Origin of the sequence: Bradyrhizobium sp. Gha, assembly GCF_900113735.1 — a bacterium.
GTDB lineage: Bacteria > Pseudomonadota > Alphaproteobacteria > Rhizobiales > Xanthobacteraceae > Bradyrhizobium.
Genome location: NZ_FOQM01000011.1, coordinates 137,522 through 149,703 on the forward strand (window position 1 = coordinate 137,522; position 12,182 = coordinate 149,703).

11 protein-coding genes are annotated in these 12,182 nt (G+C 58.8%); 4 read left to right on the forward strand and 7 right to left on the reverse strand.

The annotated features are described in order from the left end of the window. Positions 1-308 precede the first annotated feature (308 nt). A complete protein-coding gene (locus tag BM222_RS16340; RefSeq protein ID WP_092229248.1) occupies positions 309-587 on the forward strand; it encodes a type II toxin-antitoxin system ParD family antitoxin in 279 nt (92 codons plus the stop codon). Next, positions 577-873, forward strand: coding sequence for a type II toxin-antitoxin system RelE/ParE family toxin (locus tag BM222_RS16345; protein WP_092229249.1), 297 nt, complete (start codon positions 577-579; stop codon positions 871-873). The genes BM222_RS16340 and BM222_RS16345 overlap by 11 nt, the downstream gene beginning before the upstream one ends. Positions 874-1,327: 454 nt before the next feature. Here BM222_RS16345 and BM222_RS16350 read toward each other — a convergent pair whose 3' ends face one another. The 4 genes from BM222_RS16350 to BM222_RS16365 form a co-directional block, all read right to left on the reverse strand. After that, positions 1,328-1,549, reverse strand: coding sequence for a hypothetical protein (locus tag BM222_RS16350; protein WP_092229250.1), 222 nt, complete (start codon positions 1,547-1,549; stop codon positions 1,328-1,330). A 671-nt stretch (positions 1,550-2,220) separates the two neighbouring features. Next, the gene (locus tag BM222_RS16355; protein ID WP_092229251.1) at positions 2,221-3,996 is read right to left on the reverse strand and encodes an FAD-dependent oxidoreductase; all 1,776 of its coding nucleotides are present in this window, start codon (positions 3,994-3,996) and stop codon (positions 2,221-2,223) included. Next, positions 3,989-4,852, reverse strand: a complete 864-nt coding sequence (locus tag BM222_RS16360) for a phosphoenolpyruvate hydrolase family protein (protein WP_092229252.1) — start codon at positions 4,850-4,852, stop codon at positions 3,989-3,991. Before BM222_RS16360 ends, BM222_RS16355 begins: the two co-directional genes overlap by 8 nt. Continuing rightward, positions 4,845-6,095, reverse strand: a complete 1,251-nt coding sequence (locus BM222_RS16365) for a Tm-1-like ATP-binding domain-containing protein (RefSeq protein WP_244547163.1) — start codon at positions 6,093-6,095, stop codon at positions 4,845-4,847. Before BM222_RS16365 ends, BM222_RS16360 begins: the two co-directional genes overlap by 8 nt. Positions 6,096-6,407: 312 nt before the next feature. Here BM222_RS16365 and BM222_RS16370 point away from each other — a divergent pair, with 312 nt between their 5' ends. Continuing rightward, on the forward strand, positions 6,408-6,662 hold the full coding sequence (locus BM222_RS16370; RefSeq protein WP_092229253.1) for a hypothetical protein: 255 nt from the start codon (positions 6,408-6,410) through the stop codon (positions 6,660-6,662). 329 nt (positions 6,663-6,991) lie between these two features. Here BM222_RS16370 and BM222_RS16375 read toward each other — a convergent pair whose 3' ends face one another. Both BM222_RS16375 and BM222_RS16380 read right to left on the reverse strand, forming a co-directional pair. Next, complete coding sequence (locus BM222_RS16375) at positions 6,992-7,642, reverse strand: hypothetical protein (protein WP_092229254.1); 651 nt, start codon at positions 7,640-7,642, stop codon at positions 6,992-6,994. Then, positions 7,614-8,465, reverse strand: a complete 852-nt coding sequence (locus BM222_RS16380) for a DNA-processing protein DprA (protein WP_502690897.1) — start codon at positions 8,463-8,465, stop codon at positions 7,614-7,616. The genes BM222_RS16375 and BM222_RS16380 overlap by 29 nt, the downstream gene beginning before the upstream one ends. A gap of 1,392 nt (positions 8,466-9,857) precedes the next feature. Here BM222_RS16380 and BM222_RS16385 point away from each other — a divergent pair. After that, positions 9,858-10,394 (forward strand): hypothetical protein, encoded by a 537-nt coding sequence (locus tag BM222_RS16385; protein ID WP_177243260.1) that lies wholly within the window; start codon positions 9,858-9,860, stop codon positions 10,392-10,394. Between the two features lie 3 nt (positions 10,395-10,397). On the opposite strand, the gene BM222_RS16390 is transcribed toward BM222_RS16385, so the two are convergent. After that, the gene (locus BM222_RS16390; protein ID WP_244547164.1) at positions 10,398-12,152 is read right to left on the reverse strand and encodes a phosphoenolpyruvate hydrolase family protein; all 1,755 of its coding nucleotides are present in this window, start codon (positions 12,150-12,152) and stop codon (positions 10,398-10,400) included. Between the last annotated feature and the right edge of the window lie 30 nt (positions 12,153-12,182).

Consider the following 12,182-nt stretch of genomic DNA (forward strand, 5'->3'; position numbering starts at 1 on the left):
TTGATGCACCTTAGCCTTCGCTCGCGTGTACACCTGCTGCCGCATCGATCCAGATCCAAGCCACTCCCTCCAACCGCCACTGCGGCTATCGCGCGGTCCAGCAGGAGCTGCGCAGCGATCCCTTGCGATTTCGAGAGCCTTCTGAGCCCTCAATTGGAATGCGTGAAAACCGGGGCCAATCGCCACCTCAGATTCTCTATCTCTTCCCGGACCCCCAGCACTTGAAGAGCTTGCCATCGGCGGGGATATCAGTACCCCTTGCCAGGGATATCATTAAATATTACTTTATGAGGAAAGAGGAACCTGGCATGGCAACCAGCTACACCATCGGGAAGCACTACGAGACCTTCATCAAGGACCTTGTCGATAGCGGCCGCTACAGTACAGCCAGTGAGGTCATGCGTGATGGCCTGCGCCTGATCGAAGAACGCGAGGAGCGTCGCAAGGCGAAGCTTGAGGCCTTGCGCGCTGCCGTTCAGGAAGGGCTGGACAGCGGCCCGGCCGATCCGTTCGAGCCCGGCGAACTGGTCGAGCGGGTCAAGGCCCGAGGACGTGAACGGCTGAAAGCCAGCAAGCGTGGCGGGTAATCTGGCCAGGCGTCCTCGGGTTGAAACCGACCTTGAGGAAATCTGGCTCTTCATCGCATCAGACAACATCACGGCGGCGGATCGTCTCATCGACCGGATCGGCAACACGTTTCAGATGCTCGCCGAGAATCCGCAGGCTGGCCGCCAACGTCCTGAACTGGGTAGAAGCATCCGCAGCTTCGCGGTTGGCAATTACGTGGTGTTCTACGAAGCATTCCCGAATGGCGCCGAAATCGTCCGGGTACTGCATGGTGCCCGGGATATTGCACCGGCCGATCTCGATTAAGCTGTGATTTTCAGCGGGTAACCTTTCAATTCAGTTCAACCATCGATCAATCAACCTTTCGGTCCGTCCGGGACAAGGAGAATCCAGGTCTGTTTTTCGCAGAGGCCGCGAGTCACTCTGCCCCGCGAAATCGCCGACGCTATCGCCAACCATGATCGGATCAAGCAGGAGCTTGGCACAGCAGAGGAAACCCCTCTCAGACAACAAGCCGAGCAGGCGCCGCGTGCAGGAAGCCATCTCGCACGCTGCGCCGTCCAAAGATTTGTTTGAGCCGCTTTCGAGGTAGAGCCAGTCTGCGTCGCCGGGTCGCAACTAGGGACGAACCCGGCAGCCTATTCCTCCTGCGGCTCGCCCTGCGGCCGTAGCAGACTGAGCAATGATCAAAATGGTCTCGGATGGTGCGCTGAGGCCAACAGCGAACTTTTGGCATTGGCAGAACGAAGGCAGCGGGACTCTATTTGATCAGATTGCCTGTTTTCGTTGGTGCTTTGCGCAAGTTCGCGCTGGCGGTTACATCAGATGAGGCGAGCCCCTTTGTTCGGCGAGTAAAGAGCATTCGGATCTCGAAATCTGCGGCCCAAAGGTTTCCACAGTCTTTGGTCGTAAGCTCATGGTCGAGCTGTTTGTAGATTGATAGATCGTTTTTCAAATCTTCTTTGTCGACCACCTTCAGCATCGCACTCGCCACCGGTCCTTCTTGCGAACACATTATGCCAACGATTAATTTCGTTCGCGCGCCCGGATCATCCCCGCCGTTTAGTCGGCCGGCAACGTACGGAAATGAAGTAGAATTCCATCTTCGCCTAGGCTCCACAGCCGGACAGTACGTCGACGCTCACTTGCGCCCAAAATTATTTTCCCGAGCCTAAAAGGCTGACTTCTCGATTGAAAGACTTGGAAAAGTTACTCGGATCGCGTGTCAAGTGAGCCTTGAATAGAGGCTGTGACCGTAACACCGCGACTTGATGAAGGCGAGGAGACCTAGCTGGATCAGCATCACCGTAGGAAATATCACGCCGACCAGGCGAAAACCGAAGGTGGCTTGCGCTCAGGGCACCGCCTTTTTGAAGGCATCGGCCTTGTTACCGCGCACCATGTCCTTGCTGATTTGCCAGCAGGATGCAGCGCAGCTTTACACGCCAAGCGCGCCTGGAAATACGTTCAACGTAGTGCCGGCCAGGCGAAAATGTCCATATCGTGTTCTTATGATTTTAGAGCACGATGTGCCTGAAAGCGATTATCTCAACCTTCCTATAGTCCGAATGTGTCTTTGCATTAATCCGCGTCGCACGCCTTTGCTTTGCCGGAAGTCAGTCGTCGCAGGGCGAACAGGAGAGAACATTCGGCTTACGCTTGCGCTGCCGCCGCGGGCTGTCCCTGTCGCGCCGACCGTACGATGCTGTCGACCGCGCGGTAGGCAAACACAATGGCCGGGCCGATCGTAATGCCCGCCCCAGGATAAATTCCGCGCATCGGCGAGGTCATGTCGTTGCCGCAGGCGTAGAGACCTGCGATCGGCGCCCCATTTCCATTCAGGACCTGGCCCTCTGCATCGGTCGAAAGGCCGGTGGCTGTTCCAAGCGTTGCCGGGACAATTGGGAGCGCGATGAATGGGCCGTTTTTGATAGGCCCAAGGTTCGGGTTTTTCCTTCCAACCGCCGGATCTCCTAGGGTACGGTTGAAAGTTGATTCACCGCGGTTGAAGAGCGGATCGCGTCCTTCAGCCGCGTGGGCATTGTGTTCTTCAACAGTCTTTTGGAGCTGATTAGGATCGAGCCCCAATTCGCCCGCAAGCTCCGCAATGGTCCGGCCGATCTCGATGTAGCCCAAACGGGCATACTTCTTGATGCTCAATGTCCATGGCCAGGGCAGCAGGTGTCCCATGCCCCTGAGGCGGACGAAATCCTTGTCGCAGATGAAGTAGAACCGCTTGTCCGCCGGATAACCGTTGTTGAACATGGCAAGGCAGATATCATGGTACGAATTGGATTCATTGACGAAGCGCTTGGCATCTGGTCCGACGGCGATGACACCTGGACGGCCACGATCGAGCCAGCCGTACGGGACAACTTGCGAGGAGCGACCGTTCCTGAGTATTGACACCGGCGTCCAGAAGCCGCTCGAAGCAACGTCGTTATCGATTGCAGCCCCGAGCTTGCCTGCGAGCGCAAGACCATCACCCGTGACATCGCGGTGCGCCAGCGTATCATTGTGCTGGTGAGCTCCACTGAGCCGAGCGCGCAGTTGACCGTTCCGCGCAAAGCCACCCGTTGCCAAGACCACTCCGTGCGAGGCGCGGACGCGAAGATCTGCGCCATCCCGCTTGACGATTGCGCCAGTAACTCTCCCTCCCTCTCTCGACAGTTCTATCGCCGGACAGCGCAGCCAGATTTCAACGCCATATCTGCGCAGGCTGACCAATAGCCGCGCGATCAGCGCATTCCCGCCACTGAGTTCAGTGCCCCTCCTGTACCGCAGCCGATCGCCTGCGTAGCGACTGACCCGGCGCAGCACGTGCTTGAGCGAGGCAGCCGACTGTAAGGGATTGAGGAAGTTTCTGACCTCGCCGGATGAAATCATCATGCCGCCGAGCACCACGCGGATCGGATCACCGATCAAATCGAAATCCTTGCCGAGAAGCCGTCCATCGTAAGGCGCAGGACTCAGCGCCCGGCCCTTGTCGACCCCGCCGATCTGGTTTGAATGATAATCGGGAGCGGAGGCCAGGGTGAACTTGACTTCACTTCCATTCTCCAGGCTGGCGAGCGCTGTTGGACCGTCTTCAAGATAGGCGTCGACGTACTCGGGGCGATAATAGCTGCCAAGTTCGTGTTGCAGATAGCTCTTCGCCTTCGCGATCGAATCATCAACATTCGCCGCCCGGGCCTGCATTGAGCATGGAACCCAGATCATGCCGTTCGAGAGGGCGGTCGTCCCACCGAGCTTGGCAGACTTTTCGCAGACCGTGACGCGAAGTCCAGCCTTTGCTGCATAGAGCGCTGCGGACAGTCCGGCCGCGCCGCTGCCGATCACGAGCACGTCCGTCTCCCAATCCTGAGATGGTTTGCTCGCTTTAGAGGACGGAGCTGTATTGGGTTTGAATTTGGTGATCGGGCTATTCATTCGTGTCTCGGTGCGGATTCTGGTGAGGATGCTGATGCTTTCGCGGGAGCGGAACGGCTTTGAATTCTTCGGCCGCAGCCCTCACTGCCCGCTCGATCGGGATGCGTTCGATGGAGGAGGCGCCAACAAAGCCGACACATCCGGTCGATCGGTAGGCTTTCGAGGTATCCTGGGGCTCAGCGATTGCCCCGCCGTGGCAAAGAAGGATCACGTCCGGGCGGACCGCTTGAGCCGCAGCATTGATCTCATTGATGCGCCTGATGGCCTCTTCGATCGATTGTCCCTCCTCATGCCCCACAAGCCCGCCGCGCGTTGCGCCGACATGTGGGACGATGCAGTCGGCTCCCGCGGTTGCCATCGCTTTGGCGTCGTGCGGACTCGCGACATAGGCGAGCGAGAAGATGTTCTTCTTACGGGCCGCCGCGATCATCTCAACCTCGCGCTCAAAGCCGAGCCCGACGCGGCCTCGCCGCTCGCGCCACTTCTCGCCCATCGTTGAAATGGTTGGGTAGTTGATCACGCCCGAGAAGCCGGCAGCCCAGAACTTATCCAGTAGATCATCGAGGTCGAGCCGGAGAGGGTCCCAAGCCTCAATCCCGCCGATGACAGGAACAGAGGAGACAACGTTGCGTATCTCCGCGGCGAGCTCGAGGGTGCGCGCATTGGAATCGCCGATCCGGCTCGTCGGCAATCCCATCAACCTCGACAGCCCGGTGCTGTAGACCACAAGCATGTCGGCCCCACCGAGAGATGCGCATTTTGCGACGAGCCCGCAACTGCTTGCCGCGGCAAGAACTGCCTTTCCGGCAGCAACTTGAGCTGTGATCTTTGCGAGTATTTCGGTTCGATCAAACATCCGCACGGAACGACCCTCCTGCCGTCAATCGTTCGACGATCCACGACGACGCCGCTTCCGCAAATTCCGGATCGTTAATGTGACAATCCAACTCGCGGGCGCTGATCGAGGGCGGTAGGTTTTGCCTGACTGCGTCGAACCAGGCTCTATCGGCTTCCGGATTTCGAAAGATGCCACCGTCCCGGTCATAGTCAGACACCCCCTTGGCCGGCCACAGCACGACGGCGGGCGCTTTCGCTTGCGCGAGGCGCTCTGCTGTAAGCCTGCCTATGCGCTCGTTCTCCTCAGCGTTCGTGCGCATGAGCGTCGTAAAGGGCGTATGGGAATAGAATTGGCGGCCCTTGAACTCGGCAGGCACGCTCGAGGGAGGGCCGAAATTCACCATGTCGACGGCCCCCGGGGCGACGAGTTGCGGAATCATCCGGAGAGAAGCAGCCTTGAGCCGGTCTGGACCTGCACCGGCAGTGCCGCCGACCAGCTCGTCAGCAAGCTCGGTCGTGGTCAGATCGAGCACCGCATCGAACTCACCGGCGGATACGAGCTGCTCCATCTTACGTCCCCCGGCGCCGTTGGCCGGAAAGACGATCGCGTCGACCCCTGCCTCTCCGAGCCGCGCTACGCAGCGATTTGCCGCCGGCGTCGTGACCCCAAAAGCCGTGATTGCAACAGTCTTTTTCTCCCGCCGATCTTGAGCGGGCACATAATGCATCGCTGCCACTGCCCGCCCTGCATTGTCGAGAACACGTTCGGTGAACGCGTTAATTCCGAAAAGGTCGACCAAGGTCGGATAGAGGATAATGTCATTGTGGAGGGCTAATTCAGCCAGGAGGGCCGGCCTGGCGCTACTCACCAGCAGTTTCGGAAATCCATATGGTAGATCCGATACAAGTTCACCAAAGACCGCGCTGCCTTTGCCGCCTGCCACTCCAACGATCGCGTCAATCGCACTTGATCGCAGCAGCTCATTGACCTCCTCACGCGCGCTTTGAGCTATCTCCCGCAAGAGCTCGGCGGGTGCAGCGACTCGCGCATCGCTACTTCCGGGCTTGCTTCTGGCCCTTCGGTTTGATGTGCCTACATCGATCGTAAGAGTCTTGCGGTCGCACTGTTCGATGACGCGCGCGAGATAAGCGGCTTCGCGGCCCTTTGTGTCCAGGGTTGCGACGATCGCGACCTTGCCGGCACGATCGGACGGATGACCATCCCGTATCGACGTCTGGTCGTCCGCGCAATGGTTAGACACGATCTTCCTCCTAGACCTTTCAGGACATTCGGAGGTCTAGATGGAAGTGAAATGGCTCATAAGCCCGGATCCGAGCGCGAGTGGGTAAAGTTGGGTAGGTGCGCAATGCGGCAGCCCCATCAGAACGTTAAGAGCCCTACGCGGGGCCTGGCTTGATCCGAACCAATAGGGGCAATTCAGTCTGCGCAGACCTCCTGCGCACCACCGGCATTCAGAAAGCCAATCTGGTCGGCACCTCCAAGCGACGGGGTCGAACATCAACGATCTCACCGACCACTGGCGCGGAACAACGGGCAGATCCTGCTCCGCGAGATGAGCCAGTACCGCCTCAAGGCGGTCCTCGGTCAGGGCGCAGTTTGGCCGTCGCGTGTCCCGCGCACAACATCGCCAGCCGCGCAGGACGCCCTCCACATCGACCCGGAGTTCCTCAATCAGGTGCTGCTGGAGATTGGGGCCGGCTCGATGGGTCATCAAAACGCCAAGGATCTGCTGCGCCGCCTCGATCCGCTCGATCTGACCGAGGGCTTCAATACTTCAATACGTCGATGCTGTCTTTCATCGCGATGAACGGCGCGGCCTAACACCGTTCGCACCGAGCGCCGGCATGGGCGCGGGAGCCGGAGATGAGATGCTGGCCGAAGCGTTGCGGAAGCTGGCCTCGAAGGCTTGGCCGAGCGCTCTGCGAGCGGCTACTACCAAACGACCTGTCGCCGCTGGCGATGCCTCAGGTGCAGTTCATGAACGATCTTGCCGAAAGCCGCCGCCACTTGCCATCCCGCCATCACAGGTGCTGCGCAAGCGCGCGATAAACGGCGACTTCGATGCGACCGCCGAGGAGAACGACGAATGGGCCGCACGTCCCGAACAGGCCGCGTTTGTGCGAGGGTGGAGGGAAGTTAAGCCAGCAAATCGTCCAGCGACACTTCGCCAAACGGGTTCGAGAATATCCTGCGGGCGATAAAAAAGCCCGTGATCCTGCTGCTCGGAAACCGCTTCGAAAGTACATTCTTGGCGGCGCGGAAGTGCGCGCCTGCGGTGAGAATGTCGTCCACGACGCCTATGTATTTGGGATCTGCCGCGCCGCAGAGCGCTTCGTCGATCCGATAGTTCGCCTCGATCTCTTCCGGCTTGAGTCTGTTACCATCGTGAACGGCCTCCGTTGATCGGATTTGAACGATCAACTCTCGAACATCGACGGTCGCCTCAGATCTAATTGCTTTGCAAACCTGCGTCATGCGGTCATCGTGCATTGGATCGGACTTGATCTTCGAGGGTGGGATAGGTACCAGAACAGCTTCTGCCAGCCATTTGGGGTTAATGGCCGGGCCGAGAGCGGCCGCGCAGCTCGCGATGCCTCTTGCTTTCCAGGTGTATCCCCCTGCACCTTTCTTCTTTTTCAGATTCAGAATGAGCGAATTGGTCTCGCTATGGGCGTAGCCCATTCCAGCCGTATACTCGTAGAGGAAAAGGCACTCATCACCTTCGGTGATGTAGTAGTGATCAGCCCTGTTCTTGTCTTCAATTTTTTGGAAGCGGACTGCTGACACTTAGGGCGTCCCAAACGTCTTCCATGCTCTTGATGCGAATGGCGCCGCGGGCCTCAAAAGCCGCGGGCCACGTAATGTCCTTCCGCTGGAAGCATGAGTCGAGGATGAACAACTTGCGCCTCTGATGAAGCGCAGCCCTGGCTTGGGTAAGGGTGCCACTCGTCTCACCCGCCTCGACAATGATAGTCGCCTCTGTCATCGCGCTCATTGTGATGTTGCGCTCAGGAAAGAATAGCCGGTTGTGGGGGACCGCCTGGCTCGCATACCGAAGCACCGGCACTTGCGATATCAAAAGGAAATCCGTTGCTATTCGCTTCTGAAGGTCTGTGTTCTCCTTGGGGTAATAAACACCAAGTGGCGTCCCTATCACCGCAATCGTTCTTCCTTTGGCATCCAAAGCCGCGGTGTGGGCTGCCGTATCGATGCCGTAGGCCAATCCAGAGACGACCGTAAAGTCCTGAGCAACTAGCTCCCGCGCGATTTTCTTTGCGCGCGCGATACCATCATCGCTTGGCTTTCGGCTACCAACCACGGCTACGGACCGTGTCTCCGACAGCTCCCAAGTTCCCTGAAAGTATAAGAGCTCGACCGGATGCTTCGCATCGCGCAGTCGAGTGGGGTAATTGCCAGCGTGATGAATTCGGACGCCGAACCGCGTAACTCCTGCCTTCGACAGTTTTGTCATTACTTCTCTAGCGCGGGTTTCGGCGATGCTAGGAGGCACAAAGTCGGATGGCATCGCTGTCGGATCGGCAGCAAAACGATCAGCTATGGTCTTGAAAGTCGCTCCTTGCTGAAGCCACAGCTCCTCGTACGCGCCCATCTCCCGCGACGGTGAAATGGGTGCGATGGCTGGACCATCATCGTTTCTGGCGAGAAGAGCGGCGTTCATTGGGCTTCCATGATCATCTTTGCCCTTCGATTCTGGAATAGCAAAGGCACGGTGTGGACTACTTTCAATCGGGCCGTTCGCTTCCGGGCGCAAAGATGCGTAAAGCATTGTTTTCGCTCTGCGGCCGATTAAAGCAGAGCCATAGCCGCGGCTTTGAGGCAACTTCCAATGTTTGCAGACCGGGAACCGCGAGGATGCCAAGTGATGCGCAGGTCGTAAAAGCAGCGTCGTACCCCGGATAAGAACAAAATAAGAACGAGACGTCAACGCCTAGATTGTGGTAGCGGCGACGTGAAGGGGACTTAATCCAGTACCGGCGTAGGGCGCGTGTCGCGGTTCTCCACCTTGCGCCAGTGCCGCACCGTCCGGCCCGATCGGGCCGCTCGCCGTGGACACGATGCTCTCCAGCCCGAATTTGCAGGCCCCTTGCGGAACAGGTGGGGCCCGATCTCGCGATCTCGAACGGGCCAGGAAGATCCTCTCGGGTAGCGGCCCAGCGCCGGTCGGGGTCACCTTGCGCATCTCCAGCGGCAGCTTGCGTATGTTTTTCGCCGTCATCGGCCCAAACGTCCGAAGGCCTAGAGCTGGACTTCGTAATTGTGCCGAGCTGAATGCACCCGCCGAAGTCGGAGCAGCCGTCGGGAGTGATCTTCGCGAACTGTTCACCCAGCTCGACGATGCGCGCGAGAGCCAAACCAATCGCCAGAAGCGAGACCGCGTAGCGCCCACGCTCGGGATACGGCCCTCGGCGTCCAGGTGATCACGCCACACCGGTCCGCCCCCGAAGCAGCCATGTCGTTGCCGTCCCATATTGTAATCGACCGGACAATGCAGCTCGTCACGTCCTCGCCTTCTTCATCTCAGCCGAGGCGCGCTCCGAGACAAAAAGATGCCGCTGCCGGCGTTTTCCAGCAGCGGCTCTAGTCAGGGAGGAGCAGACGAGCCGGTCTGCTAGCGGATTCGTATGGCGCTGATGGCTCGCCAGCATTTCTGACCCAATACGTTTCACGAGCCCTTTCATGACGCTCGGAGCTCGAGCAGCATCGGCAAGTAGACGCGATGGACGCGAAGAGGTCACTCAAAGCAAACCTCAGGTAAGACTGATGATGACGGCCTTCGCCTTTCTCGCTTCCAGCCGGCCCGGCTCCGGCGTCGAAGATAGATATCGCCTTGTCCCCATGATCAACAGTGATGGTGTAGACCTGGAGGGAGCGGCGTGTAAGATCGCCCGAAGGTTGAACTGGGTAGGATTGGGTAGAAACCGTGAGAGCCAAGGTCGTAGGCCGCCTTGCCGCAAGGCTTACCTCATCTCGCGATGATCAGATGACGATCTATGCGCCGTCGCTGCGAGCCCTTCCACAGAACGCCATGCTCGTCATGGCGACGCTTCCCGTTATCGATTGGAACGACTGTCTCCTGCGAGACCTGCAAGCGAGCCCCATACTCCCCGCTTTCTGCTACACGGCGATGGTCATGATCGATCCGTTTGCGTGCTGGGAAGATCTTGGGGATTTATTGGAAGATGCAAAGGTGACCGGAGTAACGAATTTTCCGCCGGCCGCCATGATTGAACGGACACCGGCTGGAGTGCCGCTCGATAGCGGTCAGGAACTCGAGCTTCGGCGCATGGAGTGGTTTGCAAGCCGCGGGCTCAAAGTCCTATTTGTTGCGTCGGACGAGGCAAAGATGAAAGCAGCAGCGCAACGGCTAGGTTCGCAGCTCGATGCGTTCGTCTATTTGAGCCCCGACGCTCTTGCGCTCTCGATTGAATCGGACATTGCGCTCGTAAGCCTCGGCTTTCATGGATCGTCGTCGATACCGAAGTTCTCCCTGGCCAAGCAGCCGCTCCGAACGGCATGAGGCTTATTCGAGGATCCGCAGCTTCTTAATTTTGTTGTAGAGGGTTTTGCGTGAAAGCCCGAGAGAGCGAGCAGTTCTGCCGCGGTGAAGCCGGTTTCTCTTCAGGCCCTCGATAATCCAGTCCCGCTCGGACAGCGAGGCCGCCGGCCGTGGCCCTGATGGTCCCTGCAAAAGGGGCTTTACCACCTCACCGGTAATGTGACTTGATGGCAGGGTCACAAGCTGATTCACGATCTGCCGCAACTCGCGCAGATTGCCTGGCCAATCGTGACCGGCGAGCGCAAGGAATGCAGAGTTTTCTATCGTGAGCGTCTGGGCGCTGGAATCTCCCTTGGCTTCGACCGTAAAATGTTGAACGAGTTGCGGCAGATCTTCAAGCCTATCGGGAAGCGAAGGTAGCTGGACATCCAGCCCGACAAAGAGCGCGAGAAGCCGCGGGGACAAAACGCTTTCAAGACCAGCGCCTCGCGCCACCGTCGCGGTCGCAATGATCCGCGCACGGGAACGCATGACAGTTAGCCCGTTCAGAGGGGTAAACCCACCTGTCTCTATATAATCCGCGAGACGTTCCTGACCTTCGCGCGAAAGCTGGTCAACATGCAGCAGCAAGACAGCGCCGTCGCTCGACGCCTCCAGCAGCGACAATTGGCGTCTGCCGCTCTCAAGGCGCTCGGCGCCGAACAACGGGCCGAGTGTATCCATCGCCGGACCGGGTCGGCAATGAAATAGCGCCGCCTTGGCGTGCCTGCGGTCGCTAAACGCGTGAACCAGGCTTGCTATTCGGCGCTTCCCGGAGCCGGCCTCTCCCCAGATGAGAACTGGACGGGGGGTGACCGCAACGCGTTTGGTCGTTTCCAGGATGCGCTTCATTGCCGAGGACTGCGCAATGACGCCGTGCCTGAAGCCGCTCAACTGTAGCTGCCGTTCGAGGAGATCCACCTTCTCGCGCAACACGTGGATAGTTTTGAAACCGGACGTCACCTCGAGGACCGACATCTCCAGAGGCACGCGATCCAGCGAAGAGCCTCCGATAAACCCCTGGATTCCGGTCTCACGGCAGATGTCCAGGAGCTCGTCCGGCTTTGTGATCGGGCCGCCGCCCAGTAGGCAGATGGTGCTCTTGTTGACCGATTGAGCAACACGCGCAACGGCATTGGTACGCGCTGCAAGTTCAGACAGGCTGATCGACGGATCGGATTCGCTTTCAACCCCACGGTTGAGATTGAAGTTGATGCAAATGGCCTCGGCGCCTGCTTCGACCATTCGGCGCGCTTCGGATTGACTACGGGTATAGCCGATCGTCATCAGGCCGCGTTTTGCAGCCTTCACAAGGAGCTCGATCTCCCGGGAATATCCAAGGCCGGACTTCTCGAGCAATGACCTGCGGTAATCGTCGATGTGTATGACCGAAGGGAAGTTGGTTACACCTGCAAATCCCCATTTGATGATCCGGTCGAGCCATCGATCCAGATCGAGCTCGGGGTCGAATGTACAGGCGCCGAAGAAAACCGGCAGTTTTGTGTTCGGCAGGATCTCGGTCCGCCCGAACCCCGCTACGAGCTCGTTGCTATTGCGGATTGGAAGAATGGAGGCGGGCGAGGCCCCGCCCATGGCACGAAAACGGCCAGCATTGAGTGCGAGCACGAAATCGGCGCCCGCCCGCTCCGCGGCCCTGGCCGTCATGCCCGATCCGATCCCCGCACCAAGGACAAACGAACGGGAATTGCGGAAGAACTGCCTGATGCCGGCTCCCTTCACCTTCAGCTGTCCGCGTGTCGATCCTGAGCC